The organism is Brucella pituitosa, from assembly GCF_003049685.1.
GTDB lineage: Bacteria > Pseudomonadota > Alphaproteobacteria > Rhizobiales > Rhizobiaceae > Brucella > Brucella pituitosa.
The window spans coordinates 1,320,448-1,345,114 of sequence record NZ_PYSY02000001.1 but is presented as its reverse complement, the minus strand read 5'-3'; the positions used below and the strand labels follow the sequence as shown (position 1 = coordinate 1,345,114).

The following is a 24,667-nucleotide window of genomic DNA, read 5'->3' as shown; positions in this document are numbered from 1 at the left end:
GCGAGGTGAGAAATGACACAAGTTAAAACATCCTCTCCGCTGGCCGTGTCGGGCCTCGCGAAGACATTCACGATGCACTTGCAGGGCGGTATTCAGCTGCCGGTCGTAAGCGGTGTGGATTTCGCTCTTGAATCTGGCGAATGCGCTGTGCTTGGTGGACCTTCGGGTGCCGGTAAAAGCTCCATTCTCAAGATGGTCTACGGAAACTATGCGGTGAATGCAGGCTCGATCCTCATTCGTCACGAAGACCGTATGGTGGATCTGGCAACGGCCGATCCGCGTGAAGTGCTGGCAGTGCGTCGCGATACGATTGGCTATGTCAGTCAGTTCCTGCGCACGCTGCCTCGCGTTGCGGCAATCGATGTCGTTGCAGAGCCGCTAGTGGCTCGTGGTGTGGATCGCGATATTGCCCGCAACCGTGCGAGCGAACTTCTGGCGCAGCTCAATCTGCCCGAACGGCTGTGGGCCTTGCCGCCTGCAACCTTCTCCGGCGGTGAACAGCAGCGTGTAAACATCGCGCGCGGTTTCATCACGGATCATCCGGTGTTGCTGCTTGATGAGCCGACCGCTTCGCTCGATGCGAAGAACCGGGCTGTCGTGGTTGATCTCATCAAGACCAAGAAGGAGCAGGGCGTCGCCATGCTAGGCATCTTTCACGATGAAGATGTGCGCACGGAAGTTGCCGACCGGATTATTGACGTGACGGCTTTCTCTCCGAGGGCCGCTGCATGACCAAGCTCTCGCTGGAGCCACTGGTGCATGAAACCGCTATCGTCAGTGGTTGCACACTCGGTCGCTATACAGAGATCGGCGAGCGCAGCCGTGTTTCGGAAACCGTGCTCAATGACTATTCCTATCTCGGCGTCGATTGCGAAATATGGTGCGCGGAGATTGGCAAGTTTTCCAATATCGCCAGCCATGTGCGTATCAACGCCACCAACCATCCGACATGGCGTCCGACGCTGCATCATTTCACCTACCGCGCCGGTGATTACTGGCCGGAAGAAAAGGATGAGACGGAGTTTTTCGAGTGGCGTCGTGGCAATGCGGTGAAGATCGGTCACGACACATGGCTTGGCCATGGCTCCACAATTTTGCCGGGTGTGAGCGTTGGCAATGGTGCGGTTGTCGGTGCCGGTGCGGTCGTGAGCAAGGACGTTGCACCCTATACGATTGTTGGCGGTGTGCCTGCGCGTCTCATTCGCGAACGTTTTGACGCTGCGACCGGCAGTCGTCTGGACCGGCTGTCCTGGTGGGACTGGAGCCATGAGCGTCTGCACGAAGCGCTCGATGATTTCCGTGCGCTCGATATCGAAGCTTTCCTCTCGAAATATGAAACGGCCGCAAATACGAATGCGGTCATGAAAGAGCTATCCAATGGCCAATGAAATCGTTCTGAAAAATGCACAGATCGTGCTCGCGGATGAGATTGTTTCCGGTTCTATCCTGATCCGCGATGGCAAAATTGCAGCCATCGATCAAGGCTATGCCAATGGCGGCGATGACATGGATGGTGATTATGTCATTCCGGGCCTTATCGAACTGCACACCGACCAGCTCGAAAGCCATTATGCGCCGCGTCCGAAAGTGCGCTGGAATGTCGATGCAGCGGTTCAGGCGCATGATGCGCAGGTTGCAGCATCGGGCATCACGACGGTTTTTGATGCGATGCGCGTCGGTTCCGACTATGACCGCGACTTCGTCGGCAAGGATATGCGGATGCTTGCGGATGCCATCGAAAGCGGTGTCCGCGAAAACCGGCTGCGTGCAGACCATTTTTTGCATCTGCGTTGTGAAGTGTCCTCTGCTGATTGCCTTGAGACATTCGAGCTTTTCGCGGGCGATGACCGTGTAAAACTCGCTTCGCTGATGGATCATGCACCGGGACAGCGTCAATTCGTTGATCTTGAGACCTATCGCACTTATTACATGCGCAAGATGAAGCTCACGGATGAGGAGTTCCGGGTGCATTGTGAGAAACGTATGGCGGATTCGGACGCCTATTCGGCCAAACATCGTCGCGCGATAGCCGATTTGTCGGCTCATCGCGGTATCGTTTTGGCGAGTCATGACGATGCGACGAGTAATCACGTCGATGAATCGCTTGATCATGGTGTGCGGATTGCCGAGTTTCCGACGACGATGGAAGCTGCCAATGCCTCGAAGGGAGCAGGCCTCTCGATCCTGATGGGCGCGCCCAATATCGTGCGCGGTGGCTCGCATTCCGGTAATATCGCTGCACGCGATCTTGTCGATAATGGCAGTCTCGACATCCTGTCTTCGGATTACATTCCGTTCAGCCTTATTCAGTCGGCTTTCGGTCTTGCTTCGGGCGAGCGTCCGATTGCGCTGCCACAGGCTGTCCGCCTTGTGACCAAGAACCCTGCCGACGCGATGGCTATGGATGATCGCGGCGAAATCGCCATCGGCAAGCGCGCCGATCTGGTTCGGGTGCGCCCGAAAGGTGCAATTCCGGTTGTGCGCACTGTCTGGCGCGAAGGTGAGCGTGTTTTGTGATGCAGGCTGCAAATGAGTTCAAGGGTTGTTTCGTTGCCGTTGTCGGTCCCAGTGGGGCCGGCAAGGACACGATTTTGGATGCAGCGCGTGTAGCTCTTGCGGGCGACACGCGGTTTCATTTTGTACGCCGGATCATCACTCGCCCGCAAATGCCGGGCACGGAAGATCATGACAGTCTGGATGAAACCGCGTTTACGAAAGCCGCAGACGAGGGTGCTTTCGCCCTGCACTGGCGGGCGCATGGTCTGAACTATGGATTGCCGAAATCGCTCGATGACGAGATCACTGAGGGTACTGTGGTGATTGCCAATGTCTCACGGCGCGTGCTTGGCGATATCCGCAGGCTTTATGCCGAACGTTCGGTGGTTGTCATTTCAGCGACGCCGGAAGTTCTGGCAGAACGACTTGCATCGCGTGGTCGTGAAAGCCGGGAAGAAATCACCGCGCGGCTTGCGCGTGAAGTGAGCTTTGATGACGGGGCTGACGATGTTGTCATAATAGACAATTCGGGTGAAGTCGCTGCTTCCACAGATGCTTTCCTACGCCATTTGCAAGAAATTAGTATTAAAACAATCGCCTAAATTAAGAACTTAAAGCGAAATGTAAGTTTACACAAACGTCATGGTCCGTTCATTGCAGTGTCATTGAACGGATCAATAGTGAGCATGAATGGAGATGAATTCATGCTTCAACTAAAAAACGTAACGCGCCGCTATAATGATAAGGTGGCGGTTTCGGGTGTTGATCTCGAAATCGAGCCGGGCTCGTTTGTTGGAATTATCGGGCGCTCGGGCGCTGGCAAGTCGACGCTTCTGCGTATGATCAACCGCCTTGTTGAGCCTTCAGAGGGAACAATTCACTGGGATGGTCGCGACGTAACCGGGCTCAAGGGGTCGGGACTGCGCGATTGGCGCGCACAATGCGCTATGATTTTCCAGCATTTCAATCTGGTCGATCGTCTTGATGTTCTGACCAATGTTCTGATGGGGCGTCTCAACTATGTTTCGACGCCCAAGTCGCTCCTGCGTATCTGGAGCGACGAAGAACGCCTGATCGCGCTTTCCGCTCTGCAGCAGTTCGATATTGCGCATCTCGCCGCGCATCGCGCCGATGAACTTTCGGGCGGCCAGCAGCAGCGCGTGGCGATTGCCCGTGCTCTTGTGCAGCAGCCGCGCATCATTCTCGCAGACGAGCCGATTGCATCGCTCGATCCGCGCAATACCCGCAGCGTCATGGACGCTCTGCGTCGCATCAATCGCGAATATGGCATCACGGTTCTCTGCAATCTGCACTCGCTCGATATCGCACGCAGCTATTGCGACCGCCTCGTCGGCATGTCTGCAGGCAAGATCGTATTCCGCGGCACACCGTCGATGCTGACAGATATGGCATCACGCGACCTTTACGGCATGGAAGCCGATGACGTCATCGATGCCGATGGACAGGCTGAAACAATGCCAACGCCAGTTCCGCAGTCGGCAGAAGCCGTTCTGCGCCAGCTTTCCGCCTGAGCACGCAACGCTCCGGAAAAATTACGCTCCAAAATCAGGGATTAACAGGAGATAACTATGCTTAACCATAGAAACTTTCTGGCGGCTGCTGCGCTCACCGCTACGCTGACCATGCCAATGATGGCTTCCACTGCGCAGGCTGCAGACTGGAGCAAGGATTATCCGGAAATCGTTCTGGGTGTGATCCCGGCGGAAAATGCTTCGACCACTTCCGACCGTTATGCGCCTCTGGCTGCCTATCTCGGCAAGGAACTCGGCACGAAGGTCACGCTGCGCGTTGCTAATGACTATGCCGCTGTTATCGAAGGCCAGCGCGCTGGCAACATCCAGATCGCATTCTATGGCCCGGCTTCTTATGCCCGCGCGGTCATGACCGGCGTTGAAACCACGCCGCTTGTCAATCAGCGCCACAACACCGGCGTCAACGGTTACTATTCGGTTGTTTATGTGCTCAATGACAGCCCATACAAGACGATGGATGACCTGAAGGGCAAAGCGATTGCTCTGGTTGATCCAAACTCAACCTCGGGCAACAATGCACCGCGCTTCTTCCTCAACCGCGAAGGCTATAGCGTCGATACGTTCTTCGGTAAAAACTTCTTCGCTGGCAGCCATGAAAATGCAGTTCTCGCTCTCGCACAGGGCACAGCAGATGCAGCAGCAAATTCGTGGAATTCGGAAGACGATTCCAACCTGACCCGCATGGTCAGCCGTGGCGTTTTGAAAGATGCAAACGGCAAGGCAATGACGAAGGATGATTTCCGCGTCATCTTCAAGTCGGACTTCCTTCCTGAAGGTCCGTTCGCTGTTCTCAGCACTTTGCCAGACCAGCTGAAGGCCGACATCAAGCAGGCTTTCCTCGACATGCCGAAGAAGGACAAGGCTGGGTTTGATGCCCTTTCCGACGGCAAGGATCAGGAATTCGTGGCGACCGAAGCCAAGGAATATGAGCCAATCATCGAGATGCTCAAGTTCAACGACAAGGCTCGCAAGTCCTAATCCGTAGAACAATTGAAGTGCCCGAAGCCGCAAAAGCTTCGGGCATTTTTGTTAGGGAATCTCGCATGACGGTATCCTCACTCGACGGCAACGGAGCAAAAAGCCTGCTTGCCGATTATCGGAGAGAAGTCGGCAAACGGCGTCTCTACGGTATCGCGCTCCTCCTTGCGCTCGTCGTCGTCGCCATTGCTGCCTCCGTCGTTGCCGATGTTCGGCCGGGCACTCTGGTCGAAAATCTCTTTCGCTTTACAAGCTATCTCGGTCGCATTCTGCCGGATCTGACGATTGCCAATTTCTGGGGCGATCTCGCTGCCTGGTACTGGAACCTTGGCGGCTGGCTCAAGATGCTGTTTGAGACGCTGCTCATTGCCTATCTGGCAACATTGATCGGCGGCATCATCGCTTTTGCCGCGTCATTTGCGGCGTCATCCAATATGGCCCCCAATTCGACGGTGCGTTTCGTTGTTCGTCGTGGACTGGAGCTGCTGCGTACGGTTCCCGAAATCGTATTCGCGCTTTTGTTTGTCATCGCTTTCGGTCTTGGACCGATGGCCGGTGTGCTGGCGCTGATGCTTCACACAACGGGTGCACTGGGCAAGCTGTTCTCCGAAGTTGTTGAGAACATCGATATGCGTCCGGTGGAAGGCATTCGTGCATCGGGTGGTTCCGGTTTTCAGGTCATCCGCTTTGCCGTGCTTCCACAGGTGGCCGCAAATTTTGCTTCCTATGGCCTGCTACGCTTTGAAATCAACGTGCGCGGTGCTTCGGTCATGGGTTTTGTCGGGGCAGGTGGTATCGGGCAGGAATTGCTCACATCGATCCGCCAGTTTTACTACAGCGATGTCAGCGCCATCCTGCTTCTGATTATCGTGACCATTGTTGCCATCGATCTCATTACGCAGCGTATTCGCCACGCGCTTCTGGGCCGTATTGGTTGAGGAGCGTGATCCCGAAAAGTGGGAACCGGTTTTCGGAAAAGATCATGCTCAAACAAAAGAGAGAATTATGACCGATATTGCACAAAGTCTCTCCCGTGAGGCGCATGCGCATGAAAAGGAACTTCGGGCAGAACATGCCGAATTGTTTGGAAACGCGCGCGCGTGGCGTAATCTGGCGATTTTAACCGTAGCATTGGTTGCTTCGGTCTGGTTCGCTTTTTATTGGCTCGATTTCTCGTTGCTGCGTATCCTTAACGGCCTTGGTCGTCTCGGTGATTTCGCCTTGATGATGATGCCGCCATCGTCCGGTGGTCGTTTCAGCCTCTATCTCTGGTCGATGATGGAAACGCTGGCAATCGCCTATCTTGGCACATTGCTAGCGGCGATCCTTGCCTTTCCATTCGGTTTTCTGGCGGCGAAGAACATCATTCCCAACGTCTTCATGCATTTCGGCATCCGTCGTTTCCTCGATACCATTCGTGGCGTCGATACGCTGATCTGGGCGCTGATCTGGGTATCGGTGGTGGGACTCGGACCATTCGCCGGTATTCTCGCAATTGCCTGCTCGGATTTCGGCGCATTCGGCAAACTGTTCTCGGAAGCCATTGAAGGCGCCGATAAGAAGCCGGTCGAGGGGGTGGTCTCGTCGGGTGGCGGTAGGCTGCACGGCTATCGCTTTGGCGTGCTGCCGCAGGTTCTGCCGCTCATGGGCAGTCAGGTGCTTTACTTCTTCGAGTCAAACACCCGTTCTGCGACGATCATCGGTATTGTCGGCGCAGGCGGCATCGGTGCGCATCTGGCGGAACAGATCAAGGTTCTGAACCTTCAGGACGTTTCTTTCCTGATCCTCATGATCCTCGTGGCGGTCGCCGTTATCGACTGGTTCTCGTCCAAGCTTCGTCATGCGATGATTGGCAAGAAGGCGCAGAAATCAGCTTAGCCGCTGATGAGTGTCTTGACGCCATCTGCAACGAACTGAACCGCAAGTGCAGCCAGAATGACGCCGAGAAGGCGGGTCAGAATAGAACGGCCGGTTTCGCCAAGAAACCGGTCGACGCGTTCTGCGAGCAGCAACACGAAATAGGTAATCAGCAAACAGACGGCTATGACGCCGAGAAGGGCGGCACGGGGACCGATGCCGTCAAACGAATCTGATGTCAGCACGATAGCCGAAATAGCACCCGGACCTGCGATCAGCGGAATGGCGAGCGGGAAGGCGGCGATATTACGGATATGATCCTTGGTGATGGCAACCTCGGCGCTCTTTTCCTTACGCTCGGTTCGTTTTTCGAAAATCATTTCGAAAGCGATCCAGAACAGCAACAAGCCACCCGCAACGCGGAAAGCACCAATGCTGATGCCGAACATGCCCAGTATCTGTGCGCCCGCAATAGCAAACAGCGCCATGACAATGAAACCGATGATGGACGCGCGCAGGGCAACCTGACTGCGATGGCTGCGGTCCATGCCGGGTGTGAGGGCCAAGAATAGCGGCGCAAGACCGGGCGGATCAATGGTGACGAGGAGGGTGACGAAGGCGCTGAAAACCGTATCGTAGAACCCCATGCTAAACTCGCCCCTTTTGTTGGTATTCTTTGCTTCAATTGTGAAACGGATTGTAGCCGATGAGAGGTGCATGGTCGACGGAAAGCACGCTTTGCGGCAACATCATTGCGCGATCTTTATGTGAATATCTTTTAAGCTGTTGATTTAATAAAGGAAATAAGCTGGTTGAAATGGTCGTGAAATTGGCGTTTTGTACCGTTTTACTTTATAAAGTGACTTTATCGATTCTGTTGAGAAAGATATCTGAATAGTGTCAGATCAAACGCCTCCACCTGGTTCCGACGATATGAATGGTGGCCCGAGCGGCCCTACAGGTATCGAACCAATTTCCATTATTGAGGAGATGCAGCGCTCCTATCTCGATTACGCAATGAGCGTTATCGTGAGTCGCGCTCTGCCTGACGTGCGTGACGGCCTCAAGCCTGTGCACCGGCGTATTCTCCATGCCATGAACGAGATGAACCTCGCTTACAATCGTCCCTACCGTAAATCGGCAGGTGTGATCGGTGAAGTGATGGGTAAGTACCATCCGCATGGCGACGCATCTATTTACGACGCCCTCGTGCGTATGGCGCAGGACTTCTCGCTGCGTGATCCACTTGTGGACGGGCAGGGCAATTTCGGTTCCATCGATGGCGATCCGCCAGCGGCGATGCGTTATACCGAATGCCGTCTGGAAAAGGTCACGGAATCCCTTCTGTCGGATATCGACAAGGATACGGTTGATTTTCAGGACAACTATGATGGCCGCGAGCGTGAACCTATGGTTCTGCCTGCGCGCTTTCCGAATCTGCTCGTCAATGGTTCGGGTGGTATTGCGGTCGGTATGGCGACCAACATTCCACCGCATAATCTCGGCGAAGTCATTGATGGTTGCGTAGCACTCATCGAAAATCCGGCTATTGAGCTGGAAGAAATGATGGAGATCATCCCCGGTCCGGATTTCCCGACCGGCGGTATCATCCTCGGACGCGCTGGCATCAATTCTGCCTACACTACGGGTCGTGGCTCGGTGATCATGCGTGGTCGCGTAGCGATTGAACCGATGCGTGGCGATCGTGAAGCTATTATCATCACCGAGATTCCTTATCAGGTGAACAAGGCTTCGATGATCGAGAAAATGGCCGAACTGGTACGCGACAAGCGTATTGAAGGCATTTCCGATCTGCGCGATGAATCCGACCGCGAAGGCTACCGCGTTGTGGTCGAGCTCAAGCGCGATGCTGTTGCCGATGTCGTACTGAACCAGCTTTACCGCTACACGCCGTTGCAGACCTCGTTTGGCTGCAACATGGTGGCGCTGAATGGTGGCAAGCCGGAACAGCTCAACCTTCTCGATATGCTGCGTGCTTTCGTCGCCTTCCGCGAGGAAGTTGTTACGCGTCGCACGAAATTCCTGCTCAACAAGGCACGTGATCGTGCACATGTCTTGGTTGGTCTGGCTATTGCAGTCGCCAATATTGACGAGATTATCGCTCTCATTCGTCGTGCGCCGGATCCGGCGACCGCTCGTGAGCAGTTGATGGAACGTCGCTGGCCTGCAGCCGATGTTGCGCCGTTGATCCGTCTTATTGACGACCCGCGTCACGCGATCAATGCAGACAACACGTATAACCTCTCGGAAGAGCAGGCACGTGCCATTCTTGATCTGCGCCTGCAGCGCCTGACAGCACTTGGCCGCGACGAAGTTGCGGACGAGTTGAACAAGATCGGCGAAGAAATCCGTGACTATCTGGATATTCTTGGCTCGCGCATTCGCGTCATGACAATCGTCAAAGAAGAGATGATTGCCGTACGTGACGAGTTCGCCACGCCGCGTCGCACCGAGTTTGGTCTTGGCGGCGCTGAAATGGATGATGAAGACCTCATCGCTCGCGAAGATATGGTCGTCACCGTCAGCCATGCCGGTTACATCAAGCGTGTGCCGCTGGCGACCTATCGTGCGCAGCGTCGCGGCGGCAAGGGTCGCTCCGGCATGGCAACGAAGGACGAGGATTTCGTAACCCGTCTGTTCGTCGCCAATACACATACGCCGGTGCTGTTCTTCTCCTCGCGCGGTATCGTCTATAAGGAAAAAGTCTGGCGTCTGCCGGTGGGTAATCCGCAGTCGCGCGGCAAGGCACTCATCAACATGCTGCCATTACAGCAGGGCGAGCGCATCACTACGATCATGCCATTGCCGGAGGATGAAGAATCCTGGGCAAACCTCGACGTCATGTTCTCGACCACGCGCGGTACGGTTCGCCGTAACAAGCTTTCCGACTTCGTTCAGGTCAACCGTAATGGTAAGATCGCGATGAAGCTGGAAGAAGAAGGCGATGAAATCCTTTCGGTCGATACATGTACCGAATTCGATGACGTCCTTCTGACCTGTGCCGGTGGCCAGTGTATTCGCTTCCCTGTTACCGATGTTCGCGTCTTTGCAGGCCGTAATTCGATCGGTGTTCGCGGTATCAATCTGGCGGATGGCGACAAGGTCATTTCGATGGCGATCCTGCATCATGTGGATGCGGATGCATCGACCCGTTCTGCCTATCTCAAGCGTTCGATTGCCGAACGCCGTGCGCAGGGTGCTGACGACGCGGATGATATCGTTGTTGTCGGTGAAGAAGTTGCCGTGGAAGCCGATCTTTCCGAAGAGCTTTATCAGGAACTGAAGGCACGCGAAGAAACCGTTCTCACGGTCAGTGAATATGGTTACGGCAAGCGTTCCTCGTCTTATGAGTTCCGCGTTTCCGGCCGTGGCGGTAAGGGTATTCGTGCAACTGATACCTCGAAAACCGACGAAATCGGCAAGCTGGTTGCTCTGTTCCCGGTTGAAGCAAGTGACCAGATCCTGCTGGTTTCCGATGGTGGTCAGCTGATCCGCGTGCCGGTTGGCGGCATACGTATTGCTGGACGCTCGACCAAGGGTGTCACAATCTTCAACACGGCTGACGGCGAGAAGGTCGTCTCGGTCGAGCGCATTTCAGAAACAGAAAGCGACGAAGAAAATGGTGCTGCGGAGGCTGGTGATTCTGCCTCTGAAGGTGAAGCGCCTGTAGCCCCAAGTGAGGAATAAGCGAGAGCCCGGTGCTTACAGTATCGGGTGATCCTTGAATTAATTAAAAAGGCCGATGGTTCAACATCGGCCTTTTTTCAGATGCCAGGACTGGAGGGAACTGGCGATCTCAGCAAACTCAAAACAGAACTTAATGCGATCTGAGCTTACGCATGGTGCTCAGATTAAAAGCGGCGGGACGTACGCGTTGGCGCTTCGCTTCGTTCTCTTCCAGAAGCAATACAATCGCCGATGCAGCCATCGCTACCATCATGGATAATGCCAGAAGAAATATCATCATCGCGGTATCCTTTCGTTATAGATACGCTTGAGAAGCGAAAAGGTTGCACCAAACTTGCGCCTATCCTGGTAAATCGGTTGTGAACTTGTCGTGAAATCGTTGTTCATATCGCATTCATCTGTTTTCTTGGTTTCTGATTTCTTTCCAATTGTGGTTGTTGTTGAAAATCTGACGAGAAAAGGCTAGCTGGAAGAAATGACGATCGCGATTTATGCTGGCTCCTTCGACCCGGTGACCAATGGCCATATGGATGTGCTGAAAGGTGCGCTGCGCCTTGCGGACAGGGTTATTGTCGCCATTGGTGTGCATCCGGGCAAAAAACCACTGTTTAGTTTTGAGGAACGCGTCGAGCTTATCGGTGCGAGCGCCAAACCTATTCTGGGTAAGGATGCCAATCGACTATCTGTGATCTCCTTCGACAATCTGGTGATCGATGCCGCACGTAAACATGGCGCGCAGCTCATGGTTCGTGGATTACGTGACGGCACCGATCTCGATTATGAGATGCAGATGGCTGGCATGAATGGCACAATGGCACCGGAACTCCAGACTGTTTTTCTGCCTGCCGATCCAGCCGTGCGCACGATTACTGCCACATTGGTTCGTCAGATTGCCTCTATGGGAGGCGACATCAAGCCCTTCGTTCCAGTCGCGGTAGCCACAGCACTGGAAGCAAAATTCAAATCCTGATTCAGGGAGTTTCTCGATTATGTCATTCATCCGTTCGGCTTTCGCCGCAACTGCTATTGTTGCGCTTTCTCAAGGTGCGGCCTTTGCTGCTGACACCCTCAATCTGCAGCTCAAAGATGGCAATGTCGCTATTGAGCTGAGCCCAAATCTTGCGCCAAAGCATGTCGCACAGATTGAAAAGCTGGTGAAGGAAGGCGCTTACGATGGCGTTGCATTCCACCGTGTTATTCCTGGTTTCATGGCTCAGACCGGTGATGTGAAGTTCGGTAACATCGACAAGGGCTTCAATGCATCGCGCGTTGGCACCGGTGGTTCTGAACTGCCGAACATTCCGGCTGAATTCTCAAAGGAACCATTTGTGCGTGGCACGGTTGGTATGGCGCGCAGCCAGGACCCGAATTCCGCCAACTCGCAGTTCTTCATCATGTTCAACGAAGGTTCATTCCTGAACGGCCAGTACACTGTTGTTGGCAAAGTTGTCAGTGGCATGGACGTGGTTGATAAGATCAAAAAGGGTAGTGAATCCGACAATGGTTCGGTAGAAAACCCTGACAAGATCATCAAGGCCACGATCGACAAGAAATAAGTTTTAGAGCGCTTTTCGATCTGATTGAAAGTGATCGGCGCTCTAAATATCTGTTTTAACGCGCATCTTATCCGAAAGCCGTTTCATACTTTTCGGGATGCGCTCTAAATTCAACACGTATCCCTGTCCCAAAAAATGATTCAAGCATTTGGGCAAACTTTTGGGGATACGCTCAATAGGAGAGGCCCGATGGCTTACAAAGACCCGGAAAACACACTCGTTCTTGAAACCACCAAGGGCAATGTTGTTCTCGAACTTTACCCTGATCTAGCTCCTGGCCATGTCGAGCGCATCAAGGAACTGGCACGCGAAGGCGCTTATGACGGCGTTGTGTTCCATCGCGTTATCGACGGTTTCATGGCTCAGACCGGCGACGTTAAGTTCGGCAAGACCGGCGGCGCACATTTCAATGGCTCGCGCGCTGGCATGGGCGGTTCGGACAAGCCTGATCTGAAGGCTGAATTCTCGAACACCCAGCATAAGCGCGGTACTGCGTCGATGGCTCGTTCGCAAAACCCGAATTCGGCTAACTCGCAGTTCTTCATTTGCTTCACCGATGCTCCATGGCTTGACCGTCAGTACACCGTCTGGGGTCAGGTCATTGAAGGCATGGACAATGTCGACAAGATCAAGCGCGGCGAACCTGTTACTGATCCGGACACGATTGTAACTGCACGTATCGCTGCCGACATCTAATTCTGTCGTTACTATAGAAATACAGCGGCTCCGGTTTTGCCGGGGCCGCTCTTGCTTTGATGCATTTCCGGTCGTGACATTCCGACGGAAGTGCTCTGATGAGGTTTATGATGCGTGTTGATCTTTTCGATTTCGATTTGCCGGAAGAGAGCATTGCTCTGCGTCCAGCCGAGCCGCGCGACCACGCCAAGCTTTTGCGTGTGCGTCCCGGTCAGCCATTCGAAGATCGACAGGTATTCGAGCTGCCTGATCTGTTGCAGCCGGGTGATGCGCTCGTTTTCAATGATACAAAAGTCATTCCAGCGCAGCTGGAAGGTATGCGCGAGCGCGAAGGCAATATTTCGCAGGTGAGTGCTACGCTTCACATGCGCACCGGCCCTGATCGCTGGAAAGCATTCCTGCGTCCTGCCAAGCGCGTGAAGGAAGGCGACCGCATCCGTTTTGGCCATTCAGGTTCAAGCTGCTTCATGGGGGCGCTCGATGCAACCGTTGCCGAGAAAGGCGATGCGGGCGAGGTGCTGCTGGTTTTCGACCTTTCCGGCGCTATGCTTGACGAAGCGATTGCCGCCGTCGGCCATATTCCTTTGCCGCCTTATATTGCATCCAAGCGCGCTGAAGATGAGCGCGACCGCAGCGACTATCAAACTGTTTATGCGCGGGAAGAAGGTGCTGTTGCTGCACCAACCGCCGGGTTGCATTTTACACCTGATCTGCTCAAAAAAATCCGCGATCGTGGCATCGAAGAACATTTCGTGACGCTGCATGTGGGGGCGGGCACGTTTCTGCCGGTAAAAGCCGACGACACGGTGGACCATAAGATGCATTCCGAGATCGGCTATGTTTCGCAAGAGACGGCGGATGCGCTCAATGCTGTTCATGCGCGTGGCGGTCGAGTGATCTGTGTTGGTACGACATCACTGCGCCTGATCGAGAGTGCTGCCGGTGAAGATAGCATCATTCGCCCGTGGGCAGGCCCTACCGATATTTTCATCACGCCGGGCTACAAATTCCGTGCAGTCGATCTGCTGATGACCAATTTCCATCTGCCGCGCTCGACACTTTTCATGCTGGTTTCGGCCTTCAGCGGTTTCGACACAATGCAGGAAGCATATAAGCGCGCAATTGAGACGGGCTACCGCTTCTATTCCTACGGCGATGCAAGCTTGCTTGAACGAGCTTGAGATATTAGAGACACGGCATGACCAGCGAAAATTTTGAATTCAAAGTGCTTGCGCGTGATGGCGCAGCGCGTCAGGGCGAAATCTCCATGCCGCGCGGCGTGGTGCGGACGCCTGCCTTCATGCCGGTTGGCACAGCCGGAACCGTCAAGGCCATGTATATGGATCAGGTGAAGGATTTGGGCGCCGATATTATCCTCGGCAACACCTACCATCTGATGCTACGTCCAGGTGCTGAACGTGTGGCGCGTCTCGGCGGTCTGCACGAGTTTGGTGGCTGGAAAGGCCCGATTCTGACGGATTCCGGTGGCTTTCAGGTCATGTCGCTCGCGCAGTTGCGCAAGCTTAATGAAAACGGCGTGACGTTCCGTTCACATATCGACGGCAAGCCTTATGAAATGACGCCTGAGCGCTCCATCGAAATTCAGGGGCTGCTCGATAGCGATATTCAGATGCAGCTCGATGAGTGCGTGGCGCTGCCATCGCCTGAAAAGAACACCGAACGCGCAATGGAATTGTCGTTGCGCTGGGCAGAACGCTGCAAGGTGGCGTTCGGCACACAGGCTGGGAAGGCGATGTTCGGCATCGTGCAGGGTGGTGACAATGCGCGCCTGCGTGAGCGCTCGGCTGAAGCGCTCAAAGCCATGGACCTCAAAGGCTATTCCGTTGGTGGTCTGGCCGTTGGTGAGCCGCAAAATGTCATGCTCGAGATGCTCGAAGTGGTTTGCCCAATCCTGCCTACAGAAAAGCCACGCTATCTGATGGGCGTTGGTACACCTGATGACATCCTGAAATCGGTTGCCCGCGGCATCGATATGTTCGATTGCGTGATGCCTACGCGTGCCGGTCGTCATGGTCTGGCATTTACACGCTTTGGTAAAGTGAACCTGCGCAATGCGCGTCATGCCGATGATCATCGTCCGCTTGATCCAGAATCAAACTGCCCGGCGACGCGTGATTACAGCCGCGCCTATCTGCATCATCTGGTCAAATCGGGTGAAGCACTGGGCGGAATGCTGCTGACATGGAACAATCTGGCCTATTACCAATATCTGATGCAGGGCATTCGCGCGGCAATCGCCGAAGGGCGCTTTGAAGATTTTGCCGCTGAAACGACAGCCGGATGGGAGAGGGGCGACATTCCAGCCCTGTAACTTCATCTTCGTTACAAACAAAACGCGCCATTTATGGCGCGTTTTTTGTATCAATTATCGGTCGCAGATGGGGTTAACCAGCTTCCAATAGCTTCTCGAGCCGACAGATAACCGAGTGACGCTCTTCATCACTGACGATATCACAATCGAGCAAACGTCCACATTCCAGACCTGTAAGCGCCAGATAGGTAATCAAAACAAGATTATCGTCGGTCGCATCTTTCAGCATCCTGTCCAGCAAGGCTCTGTGATAATGCCTGACCGGGATCATAAAATCAGGGTTTTCGACCAGTGCAGCCAGAATTCCGCTGGCTGGCGGTTCATCGTCTGCCTGAACGCGATAAACATCAAAAAAAGCACGCGCAACACGGTTTTTATCACCGCTTTGAAGGTTCTCCTGAACATTCATCGCCCGGTCATGCTCTTTCATATACTCTTCGACAACACCTTCAAGCAGCTTTGCTTTCGTTGGAAACGAATAAAGCAATCCTCCTTTTGAGAGGCCTGCGCGGGCCGCCACTGCATCAAGCGATATATGTGCGGGTCCAACTTCTTGAGCGAGTTCAACGGCTGCGCGCAATATGCGCTCTCGCGAAGAGACCTTATTCTTTGTGTGCAATTCCTTGGGTCTCCTGACAGTTCCATAGTTGACAATACCGTCCAGACGGTACAGTTATTTTCATCTGATATTCAAGTAAAATACGTGCGACCAAATTGTGAGGAACATAAAGGAAGCACGCCAACGACGCCCTGGAGTGCATCCGCAATGATCAAACGCCTTATTCTGGCAATAATTTTCCTCGTGATCGTCGTGGGGGGGCTTGTTGGATTTAACCTGTTCAGAACGCAGGCGATTAAAGATTTCTTCGCCAATATGCAGCAGCCTGCCAAGACGGTTTCAACTGTTACATTGGAGCCGGGCGTATGGACGCCCGGTATTGAAGCTATCGGTTCTGCGAACGCGACCAATGGTGTTGATCTCACCGTTCAGGTCAATGGCATCGTTGATAAAATCAACTTCAAGGCCAATCAGGAAGTGAAGCAGGGCGACATTCTGCTTGAACTGGAAAACAGCATTGAGACTGCCGATCTGGTGGCCGCCAAGGCCGAAGCAGTTCTGGCAGATCAGAACCTGAAGCGTGCTGAAACACTGCGCGCGCGCGGTGTTGGTGCAGTTTCTGATGTCGATACAACCGCTGCTGCGGCAAGTGCCAAACAGGCGACTGTTGCGAGAATGCAGGCCGTACTTGACCAGAAGACCGTTACTGCTCCCTTTGATGGCATTATCGGTATTTCGAAAGTCGATCTTGGCCAGTATCTGACGCCCGGTACCGTAATCGGCACCTTGCAGGAAATTGACAAGATGCGGATTGATTTCACCGTACCGGAGCAATCCCTGACGTCGCTCAAACTCGGCCAGGTTGTGAAGGTCGGTCCAAGCGCAGATAAACTCAATTACAATGGAACGATTGTTGGTATTGATCCGAAGATCGACCCATCAAGCCGCCTGGTTTCGGTCCGTGCAGAGGTTCAGAACGATGAGCCGCGCCTGGTACCTGGCCAGTTCGTTCAGGTCCGCATTGAGCTTCCGCAGGAAGACAATGTTCTTGCGCTGCCTCAGACTGCAATCGTGACCAGCCTTTATGGCGATTATGCCTATGCTGTTCGTCCGCAACAGCCGAAGGAAGGCGAGAAGGCTCCCGAAGGGCAAGCTGAAAAGCTTGTCGCTCAGCAGGTCTTCGTCAAACTCGGTCGTCGTTATGGCGGCGTTGTAGAAATTACCGATGGTCTGAAGGCGGGCGATATCGTGATCAGTGCAGGTCAGAACCGGCTTTCGCCAGGAGCTGCTGTTACGATCGACAACACAGTCAATCCGCTCCCTGCGGCTGACAAGTAATAGGCGAGCAAGATGAGCTTTTCCGATATCTTCATCCGGCGACCCGTACTTGCTACCGTGGTCGCTCTCATGATTATTCTTCTCGGGCTTCAGGGTATCGCGCAGCTTAGTGTGCGTGAATATCCAAAGGTCGATGAAACCGTTATTACCGTTACTACGGCTTATGCGGGCGCGAGCGCTGAGCTCATTCAGGGCTTTATCACATCGCCAATCGCTGAATCTGTAGCGACCACTGAAAACATTGACTACGTCACGTCGTCCAGCCGTCCATCATCAAGCACGGTGACGGTTCAGATGAAACTTGGTGCAAATCCGGATGCGGCACTCACCGAAGTGATCGCCAAGGTCAATCAGGTTCGTGGCAATCTGCCAACTGAATCGGATGATCCGGTTATCGTCAAGGGAACGGGCCAGAGTTTCGCTACCATGTATCTGGCAGCGCAAAACCCGAATATGACCAGCGAACAGATCACGGAATACCTGGAGCGGGTTATTCAGCCTCGTATGTCCACTATCCAGGGCGTCGCAAAGGCTGAAATTCTCGGTGGCCAGGTCTATTCGATGCGTGTTTGGATTGATCCGATCCAGTTGGCTGCACGCGAAATTACGGCGCCTGAAGTTCTGGCCGCTATCAATGCTTCGAACTTCCTGTCTGCGCCCGGCACAACCAAGAACCAGTATGTATCGTCTTCGATCACGCTGGAATCGACCCTGCAGACACCTGAAGCCTTCGGCGCGATGCCGATCAAGACTTCCGGCGATGAAGTCGTACGTCTGCGCGACGTTGCAAAAATCGAACTGGCTGCAAAGAGCACGGATACGATTGTTGCGTTCAATGGGTCAGCCGGTACGTTTCTTGGCGTTTATCCGACGCCTGCTGCAAACCCGATCGATATGGCGAATGCCGTTCGCAAGGAGTTACCGTCGATCCAGGCATCGCTGCCTGAAGGCATGACGCTTGATCTCGTTTATGACGCGACCGAGCAGATCAGCTCTTCGATCAAGGAAGTGTTCTCGACCATCGGCGAAGCTGTGGCCATTGTTATTCTGGTCATCATCGTCTTCCTGGGTTCGTTCCGCTCGGTTCTTATTCCAATCGTAACGATCCCGATTTCGCTGATCGGTGTCTGCTTCTTCCTTTATATCTTCGGCTTCTCGATCAATCTTCTATCGCTGCTTGCGATGGTTCTGGCGATTGGTCTGGTGGTCGACGACGCTATCGTGGTGCTGGAGAATATTCACCGTCATATCGAAGAAGGATTGCGTCCGATGGATGCCGCCTTCAAAGGTATGAAGGAAATCACCGGCTCGATTATCGCTATGACGATCACGCTGGCAGCGGTGTTTGCGCCTCTCGGATTTACCGGCGGCTTGACCGGTTCGCTGTTCCGCGAGTTTGCTTTCACACTGGCAGGCGCGGTTATCATCTCCGGTGTAGCGGCATTGACGATTTCGCCGATGATGTGCGCGCGTATGCTCAAACATGGCGAAGCATCGCGGTTCCAGAAGTTCATCGACAGCACCTTCTCGAGATTCGAGAGGTGGTATCATCGCATGGTGTCGGGGTCGCTTAATTATCGCCCGATCACACTGATGATTGTTATTGCTCTGGTCGGTCTTACAGGCTTCTTGTTTGTGAACACATCGACCGAACTGGCACCTGAAGAAGATTCCGGTGCACTGTTCTCGATGTTCCAGGCTCCGCAATATGCGACTTCTGCATACACCAATCTCTATGCCGAGCAGATCGATGGTCTGACCAAGGATCTTCCAGAACTGGACACACGCTTCCAAATCGTTGGTATGGATGGCGGTACGAATTCAGGTATTGCGCTCTGGGTGTTGAAGGACTGGTCGGAACGTTCACGCTCACAGAAGGAAATCCAGCAGGATTTGACCGGTCGTCTGAGCAAGGTTGCCGGTGTTGAAGCCTTTATCTTCGCACCACCTTCCCTGCCGGGGACGGGCGGCGGTCTGCCGATCTCGATTGCACTTCAGTCGACAGGTCCTTCGGATCAGGTTTTCGAACTTGCTGAGGAAATCAAGAACGAAGCACAGGCAACTGGCCAGTTCATCATCGTTCAGAACTCTATGTCCTATAATGCGCCGCAGACTACGATCACAATCGACCGCGATCGTGCTGCAACGCTTGGCGTGCAGGTCAGTGATATTGGCTCGACACTTGGTCTTCTGACCGGTGGTGCAAAGATTGCCCAGTTTGACCGCGATTCAAACAGCTACGACATCATCAGTCAGGTGCCGGACATCTATCGTTCCAATCCCGAAAAGCTTGGCGATTTCTATGTTCGCAGTGTTTCGGGTTCGATGGTTCCTCTGTCGTCGGTGATCCAGATCAAGACGAATGCTTCGCCTGCGGCGATTGAGCAGTTCAATCAGCTCAACTCGGCTACGATTTCCGCTCTGCCTATGCCAAGTGTCACAACAGGTCAGGGCCTGCAGACACTCGTCAATCTGGCGCAGCAGAAGATGCCGGAAGGCTTCTTCCTCGACTATTCCGGTCAGTCGCGTCTGGAAGTCGAACAGGGTAACACGATTATGATCGCCTTCGGCCTCGCCGTCATTGTGATCTATCTCGTGCTGGCGGCGCAGTTTGAAAGCTTCCGTGATCCATTCATCATCATGATGTCGGTTCCGCTTTCGATCTTCGGTGCTATCGTTCCGCTTAATCTGGGTTTGGGTACACTGAATATCTACACGCAGGTGGGCATGATCACACTTGTGGGACTGATAACCAAGCACGGCATTCTGATGGTGGAGTTCGCCAATCAGCAACGCCGTCTGCATGGTCATTCGCGTCGTGAAGCCATCATCATCGCCGCAGAAACCCGTCTGCGACCGATTCTGATGACGACGGCTGCTATGGCGCTTGGTGTTGTTCCGCTGATCATCGCAAGTGGCGCGGGTGCGGCGGCTCGTTACTCGATGGGTCTGGTGATCTTCACCGGTATCACCGTCGGTACAGTCTTCACGCTTTTCGTGGTGCCGATGTTCTACACATTCATTGCAAAGAAAGACGTGGAAGGCGAGTTCGTGCCAGAGCAGGAAGAGGGCGGTCAGCCAGCTCCGGCTCAACATCACTGAAACTTGTCCATCACTGAAACTTGTATTGAATAATCAGATTAAGGGCGGCCACATGTGGGCCGCCCTTTTTGTTGGCATGAAGTTGCATCCCAACCGTTCCACACCATATGAGCAAGCATGATACCTTTATCCGTACTCGATCTTTCACCCGTCCCTGAAGGCAGCGATGCAGGACAGTCTCTGCGCAATACGCTCGAACTGGCCCAGCAGGCCGAAAAACTGGGCTTTACGCGCTATTGGCTGGCCGAGCATCACAACATGCCGGGTATTGCCAGTGCTGCAACTTCGGTAGTTATCGGCCATGTGGCGGCGGGCACGTCCACAATTCGCGTTGGGGCAGGTGGAATCATGCTGCCCAACCATTCACCGCTGGTGATCGCCGAACAGTTTGGCACGCTGGCATCGTTGTTTCCGGGTCGTATCGATCTGGGCCTTGGTCGTGCGCCGGGTACCGATCAGCTGACAGCGCACGCGCTTCGCCGCAATCTGGAAAGCAGCGCCAATGATTTTCCGCGCGATGTTGTGGAACTTCTCAATTATTTCAAGCCGGCCGATCCGGCGCAGCGTGTGCAAGCCGTACCTGGCGCAGGGCTGAATGTTCCGGTCTGGATTCTCGGCTCAAGCCTGTTTGGCGCGCAACTGGCTGCGATGCTGGGTCTGCCTTATGGCTTCGCTTCACATTTTGCGCCAGCTGACATGGAACGCGCCGTAGACCTTTATCGCGAACGTTTTGAGCCGTCCGAATATCTGCAAAAGCCTTATGTGATGCTGGGACTCAACGTCATTGCAGCCGATACGGATGAAGAAGCACATCATCTGTTTACGTCACAATTGCAGGCATTTGTGAACTTGCGCAGTGGTCGTCCGGGCAAGTTGCCTGCGCCTGTTGTGGGTTATCAGGAGCAGCTTGATCCGTCCGCGCAGGCACTGGTTCGCCAGATGCTGTCATGCCGTGTCGTGGGTGGCCCCGAAACCGTCGACAAGGGCATTCGCGAGTTTGCCGAACGCACCGGCGCTGATGAATTGATGGTGACGGGCATGATTTATGACCATCAGAAGCGTCTTCGTTCCTATGAGATCGTCAGCAACTCGATGGCGTGAGGATCAAATTCGCGATTGACTTCCGTCAGAAGCCAGTCGCGAAAGGCTTTGACCGCAGGCGTGTTTGCACACGCCTGCGGTGTTACAAAGTAATAGCTGCTCGGGCTTTTGACGGTGTGCTGATAGGCCACGACAAGCTGCCCGCTTTCAATTTCGGCGCTGATCAGAAACAGCGGCATCAGTGCAATCCCAAGACCTGCGATACAAGCCTGCGAAACATTTGAGAACTGCTCGAAGCGCATTCCGGCTGCTACCGGCGCCGCAATATCGAGGCTTTTGAACCAGTGGTTCCATGCACCGGGTCGTGACGCCATGTTGAAAAGTGGCAGGCGCAACAGGTCCGCCGGCTCGGTGATCGCGTGCTGTTTCAGAAAAGCCGGGCTGCACACAGGCGCAACCGTTTCCTCCATCAGAAATGTGCAGTCTGCATTGGACCAGTCCGGTTGGCCAATATGGATTGCCGCATCAAGGCTCTCGCGTTCAAAGTCGAACTGGCCAATGCGCGTGGCAAAATTCAGAATAATATCAGGATATTGTGCGACAAAACGCGGGATTCTCGGGATCAGCCAGCGGGTGCCAAAGGTCGGAAGAAATGCGAGATTGAGCGTTGTGCCTCTCATGTGTGACATGACCTGCAACGATGCCGCGCGTATGGAGGCAAGGGCAGGGGCGATAGCATTCAGATAGGCACGCCCGGCATCGGTCAGCAAAACGTGGCGGCTGGTACGATCAAACAGAGCGGCACCAAGCTGTTCTTCCAGTGTTGCGATTTGACGGCTGATCGCACCTTGCGTCAGAGAGAGTTCTTCTGCTGCGCTCGAAAAACTCTCATGCCGCGCCACTGCATCAAAGGCAGCAAGCGCGCTTGTCGAAGGAAGCAAGCGTCTCGATAGCGATGTCATGATCTATTACTAAATGGAATAGATCGATGAGTAAACGTAAATTGCATAACTAGGCGTGTCACGTCATATTCGGGCACCTGAATTTGAGGAGATTGTTCATGTCGCGTGCCGTATTTAACTGGGAAGATCCGTTTCTGCTTGATGAGCAATTGACCGAAGACGAACGGATGATCCGCGACTCGGCGCAGGCTTTCGCGAGCGATGTTTTGCTGCCACGCATTGAAAAAGCCTATCTTGACGAAACGACTGATCCTGATCTGTTTCGCCTGATGGGGCAGGCTGGTCTTCTCGGCGTAACGCTGCCTGAAGAATATGGCGCGGCGAATGCCGGTTATGTTTCTTATGGTCTGGTGGCGCGCGAAGTCGAGCGTATCGATTCTGGCTACCGCTCTATGATGAGCGTTCAGTCTTCGCTCGTGATGTATCCGATTTATGCTTACGGCTCAGACGAGCAGCGCAAGAAATATCTGCCCGGTCTGGTTTCCGGCGAGTTGATTGGTTGCTTCGGTCTCACCGAACCGGATGCCGGTTCCGATCCCGCAGGTATGAAAACCCGTGCTGACAAGATCGACGGCGGCTATCGCATCAGCGGTTCCAAAATGTGGATTTCCAATTCACCGATTGCTGACGTTTTCGTAGTCTGGGCCAAGTCGACAGCGCATGACAATGCGATCCGTGGCTTTGTGCTCGAAAAGGGCATGAAGGGGCTTTCTGCACCCAAGATTGGCGGAAAGCTTTCGTTGCGTGCTTCGATCACCGGCGAAATCGTTATGGATGGCGTGGAAGTATCGGAAGACGCATTGTTGCCAAATGTATCGGGCCTCAAGGGGCCGTTCGGTTGTCTCAACCGTGCGCGCTATGGCATTTCATGGGGTGTGCTGGGTGCGGCAGAGGATTGCTGGTTCCGCGCACGTCAGTATGGTCTGGATCGCAAGCAGTTCGATAAGCCTCTGGCTGGCACGCAGCTTTATCAGAAGAAGCTTGCTGATATGCAGACCGAAATTACGCTTGGCTTGCAAGCTTCTCTGCGCGTTGGTCGTCTGTTTGACGAAGGCAAGATGGCGCCCGAAATGATTTCTATCGTCAAGCGTAACAATTGCGGTAAGGCACTCGATATTGCACGTCAGGCTCGTGACATGCACGGCGGCAACGGTATTCAGATCGAATATCATGTCATGCGCCACTCGCAGAACCTCGAGACAGTCAATACCTATGAGGGTACGCATGATGTTCATGCGCTGATCCTCGGACGTGCGCAGACCGGCATTCAGGCCTTTTTCTGATCGCAATTCGATCGTTCGGAGAGGTTTTGAGAAATGCAAAATACACCGCTTGCGGGTCTGAAAGTCATTGAACTGGCCCGCATTCTGGCGGGCCCATGGGTCGGGCAGACGCTGTCCGACCTTGGCGCTGATGTTATCAAGGTCGAAAGCCCTGAAGGTGACGATACCCGCACATGGGGTCCGCCATTTATCGAGGTTGAAGGCGAAAAGTCGGCAGCTTATTTCCACGCCTGCAATCGTGGCAAGCAATCGATCATTGCCGATTTTCGCACTGATGAGGGGCGGGCACTTGTGCGCAAGCTCGTTGCCGATGCGGATGTGGTGATTGAGAATTTCAAGCTCGGCGGTCTTGATAAATATGGTCTCGACTATGAAAGCCTGAAAGCGATCAATCCACGGCTGATCTATTGCTCTATCACGGGGTTCGGCCACACCGGGCCTTATGCAGAACGTGCGGGTTATGATTTCATGATCCAGGGTATGGGTGGCATCATGGACCTGACCGGCGAGCCGGACGGGCAACCGCAGAAGATTGGTGTGGCTTTCGCTGACATTTTCACCGGGCTTTACAGCGTCATCGCTATTCAGTCGGCTCTCATCATGCGGGAGCGCACGGGCAAGGGGCAGCATATCGATATGGCGTTGTTTGATTGCATGTCGGCGGTTCTTGCCAATCAGGCGATGAATTATCTGGCGTCGGGTGTTTCTCCTAAGCGGATGGGCAATGCGCATCCCAATATCGCGCCTTATCAGACGCTGCCTGTATCGGACGGTTATTTCATTATCGCCTGCGGCAATGACGGGCAGTTTGCAAAGCTGACGGCTTTGCTGGGAATCGGTGAAATCGCAGGTGATTCTCGCTTCCTTACCAATTCGTCGCGCGTCGCCAATCGAGACGCACTCACGGCAATGCTTGAAGAGCGCACGAAGCAATGGTTGCGAGATGATCTTCTGGCAGCGCTTGCCAAAACAGGCGTACCCGCCGGACCGATCAACACAGTTGAAGATGTGTTTGCCGATCCTCAATTTATCGCGCGCAATATGAGAATCGACCCCAATGGCGTGCCGGGTCTGCGCACGCCAATCCGATTCTCGGATGCCGAACTGAAACTCGACAGACGTTCGCCGAAGCTGGGCGAGCATAGCAACGACGTATAGCTTATCTTCCAAAATGCAAAAACCCCGCTTTTGGCGGGGTTTTTCTTC

General features: G+C 54.0%; 23 protein-coding genes. 19 read left to right on the top strand and 4 right to left on the bottom strand.

Annotated elements, in window-relative coordinates:
* The first annotated feature begins 12 nt into the window (after positions 1 to 12).
* The 8 genes from phnL to phnE (C9380_RS06575) all read left to right on the top strand — a co-directional run bounded on the left by phnL (position 13) and on the right by phnE (C9380_RS06575) (position 6,905).
* Complete coding sequence (gene phnL, locus C9380_RS06610) at positions 13 to 732, top strand: phosphonate C-P lyase system protein PhnL (protein ID WP_024897143.1); 720 nt, start codon at positions 13 to 15, stop codon at positions 730 to 732.
* The gene (locus C9380_RS06605; protein ID WP_128093252.1) at positions 729 to 1,388 is read left to right on the top strand and encodes a DapH/DapD/GlmU-related protein; all 660 of its coding nucleotides are present in this window, start codon (positions 729 to 731) and stop codon (positions 1,386 to 1,388) included. The genes phnL and C9380_RS06605 overlap by 4 nt, the downstream gene beginning before the upstream one ends.
* A complete protein-coding gene (locus C9380_RS06600) occupies positions 1,378 to 2,517 on the top strand; it encodes an alpha-D-ribose 1-methylphosphonate 5-triphosphate diphosphatase (protein ID WP_105705908.1) in 1,140 nt (379 codons plus the stop codon). The genes C9380_RS06605 and C9380_RS06600 overlap by 11 nt, the downstream gene beginning before the upstream one ends.
* Complete coding sequence (gene phnN, locus C9380_RS06595) at positions 2,517 to 3,098, top strand: phosphonate metabolism protein/1,5-bisphosphokinase (PRPP-forming) PhnN (protein WP_128093251.1); 582 nt, start codon at positions 2,517 to 2,519, stop codon at positions 3,096 to 3,098. Before C9380_RS06600 ends, phnN begins: the two co-directional genes overlap by 1 nt.
* Positions 3,099 to 3,200: 102 nt before the next feature.
* Positions 3,201 to 4,028, top strand: a complete 828-nt coding sequence (gene phnC / locus C9380_RS06590; RefSeq protein ID WP_128093250.1) for a phosphonate ABC transporter ATP-binding protein — start codon at positions 3,201 to 3,203, stop codon at positions 4,026 to 4,028.
* A gap of 57 nt (positions 4,029 to 4,085) precedes the next feature.
* Positions 4,086 to 5,027 carry a phosphonate ABC transporter substrate-binding protein gene (gene phnD / locus C9380_RS06585; RefSeq protein WP_128093249.1) on the top strand — a complete coding sequence of 314 codons (942 nt, stop codon included), beginning with the start codon at positions 4,086 to 4,088 and terminating at the stop codon, positions 5,025 to 5,027.
* Positions 5,028 to 5,092: 65 nt separating this feature from the next.
* Positions 5,093 to 5,965: a phosphonate ABC transporter, permease protein PhnE gene (gene phnE, locus C9380_RS06580; protein ID WP_024897149.1), complete on the top strand. Its 873-nt coding sequence runs from the start codon at positions 5,093 to 5,095 to the stop codon at positions 5,963 to 5,965.
* Positions 5,966 to 6,032: 67 nt separating this feature from the next.
* Complete coding sequence (gene phnE / locus C9380_RS06575; RefSeq protein ID WP_024897150.1) at positions 6,033 to 6,905, top strand: phosphonate ABC transporter, permease protein PhnE; 873 nt, start codon at positions 6,033 to 6,035, stop codon at positions 6,903 to 6,905.
* On the opposite strand, the gene C9380_RS06570 is transcribed toward phnE (C9380_RS06575), so the two are convergent.
* Positions 6,902 to 7,531, bottom strand: coding sequence for a MarC family protein (locus C9380_RS06570; protein WP_024897151.1), 630 nt, complete (start codon positions 7,529 to 7,531; stop codon positions 6,902 to 6,904). The genes phnE (C9380_RS06575) and C9380_RS06570 overlap by 4 nt on opposite strands.
* 286 nt (positions 7,532 to 7,817) lie before the next feature.
* Here C9380_RS06570 and gyrA point away from each other — a divergent pair, with 286 nt between their 5' ends.
* Entirely contained in the window at positions 7,818 to 10,592 is a 2,775-nt protein-coding gene (gyrA, locus tag C9380_RS06565) for a DNA gyrase subunit A (RefSeq protein WP_128093643.1), read from the top strand.
* A gap of 130 nt (positions 10,593 to 10,722) precedes the next feature.
* On the opposite strand, the gene C9380_RS26765 is transcribed toward gyrA, so the two are convergent.
* Positions 10,723 to 10,872, bottom strand: coding sequence for a hypothetical protein (locus C9380_RS26765; RefSeq protein ID WP_164844637.1), 150 nt, complete (start codon positions 10,870 to 10,872; stop codon positions 10,723 to 10,725).
* Positions 10,873 to 11,067: 195 nt separating this feature from the next.
* On the opposite strand from C9380_RS26765, the gene coaD reads away from it, so the two are divergent.
* From coaD to tgt, 5 genes are all read left to right on the top strand, one after another.
* Positions 11,068 to 11,562: a pantetheine-phosphate adenylyltransferase gene (gene coaD, locus C9380_RS06555; RefSeq protein ID WP_024897153.1), complete on the top strand. Its 495-nt coding sequence runs from the start codon at positions 11,068 to 11,070 to the stop codon at positions 11,560 to 11,562.
* A 19-nt stretch (positions 11,563 to 11,581) separates the two neighbouring features.
* Complete coding sequence (locus C9380_RS06550; protein WP_024897154.1) at positions 11,582 to 12,148, top strand: peptidylprolyl isomerase; 567 nt, start codon at positions 11,582 to 11,584, stop codon at positions 12,146 to 12,148.
* A 189-nt stretch (positions 12,149 to 12,337) separates the two neighbouring features.
* Positions 12,338 to 12,844: a peptidylprolyl isomerase gene (locus C9380_RS06545; RefSeq protein WP_024897155.1), complete on the top strand. Its 507-nt coding sequence runs from the start codon at positions 12,338 to 12,340 to the stop codon at positions 12,842 to 12,844.
* Between the two features lie 110 nt (positions 12,845 to 12,954).
* Positions 12,955 to 14,025: a tRNA preQ1(34) S-adenosylmethionine ribosyltransferase-isomerase QueA gene (queA, locus tag C9380_RS06540; RefSeq protein WP_036567107.1), complete on the top strand. Its 1,071-nt coding sequence runs from the start codon at positions 12,955 to 12,957 to the stop codon at positions 14,023 to 14,025.
* Between the two features lie 17 nt (positions 14,026 to 14,042).
* Complete coding sequence (tgt, locus tag C9380_RS06535) at positions 14,043 to 15,176, top strand: tRNA guanosine(34) transglycosylase Tgt (RefSeq protein ID WP_024897156.1); 1,134 nt, start codon at positions 14,043 to 14,045, stop codon at positions 15,174 to 15,176.
* Positions 15,177 to 15,249: 73 nt separating this feature from the next.
* Here tgt and C9380_RS06530 read toward each other — a convergent pair whose 3' ends face one another.
* On the bottom strand, positions 15,250 to 15,795 hold the full coding sequence (locus tag C9380_RS06530; RefSeq protein ID WP_024897157.1) for a TetR/AcrR family transcriptional regulator: 546 nt from the start codon (positions 15,793 to 15,795) through the stop codon (positions 15,250 to 15,252).
* 147 nt (positions 15,796 to 15,942) lie between these two features.
* On the opposite strand from C9380_RS06530, the gene C9380_RS06525 reads away from it, so the two are divergent.
* The 3 genes from C9380_RS06525 to C9380_RS06515 all read left to right on the top strand — a co-directional run bounded on the left by C9380_RS06525 (position 15,943) and on the right by C9380_RS06515 (position 21,276).
* Positions 15,943 to 17,073, top strand: coding sequence for an efflux RND transporter periplasmic adaptor subunit (locus tag C9380_RS06525; protein WP_024897158.1), 1,131 nt, complete (start codon positions 15,943 to 15,945; stop codon positions 17,071 to 17,073).
* Between the two features lie 12 nt (positions 17,074 to 17,085).
* Complete coding sequence (locus C9380_RS06520; RefSeq protein WP_128093248.1) at positions 17,086 to 20,175, top strand: efflux RND transporter permease subunit; 3,090 nt, start codon at positions 17,086 to 17,088, stop codon at positions 20,173 to 20,175.
* 117 nt (positions 20,176 to 20,292) lie between these two features.
* Positions 20,293 to 21,276 carry an LLM class flavin-dependent oxidoreductase gene (locus C9380_RS06515; protein ID WP_024897160.1) on the top strand — a complete coding sequence of 328 codons (984 nt, stop codon included), beginning with the start codon at positions 20,293 to 20,295 and terminating at the stop codon, positions 21,274 to 21,276.
* Here the strand turns inward: C9380_RS06515 and C9380_RS06510 are convergent.
* Positions 21,246 to 22,178, bottom strand: coding sequence for a LysR family transcriptional regulator (locus tag C9380_RS06510; protein ID WP_128093247.1), 933 nt, complete (start codon positions 22,176 to 22,178; stop codon positions 21,246 to 21,248). The two genes, C9380_RS06515 and C9380_RS06510, sit on opposite strands and share 31 nt — an antisense overlap.
* A gap of 98 nt (positions 22,179 to 22,276) precedes the next feature.
* Here C9380_RS06510 and C9380_RS06505 point away from each other — a divergent pair, with 98 nt between their 5' ends.
* Positions 22,277 to 23,461, top strand: a complete 1,185-nt coding sequence (locus tag C9380_RS06505) for an acyl-CoA dehydrogenase (RefSeq protein WP_024897162.1) — start codon at positions 22,277 to 22,279, stop codon at positions 23,459 to 23,461.
* A 33-nt stretch (positions 23,462 to 23,494) separates the two neighbouring features.
* Positions 23,495 to 24,619, top strand: coding sequence for a CaiB/BaiF CoA transferase family protein (locus C9380_RS06500; RefSeq protein WP_128093246.1), 1,125 nt, complete (start codon positions 23,495 to 23,497; stop codon positions 24,617 to 24,619).
* Positions 24,620 to 24,667 lie beyond the last annotated feature (48 nt).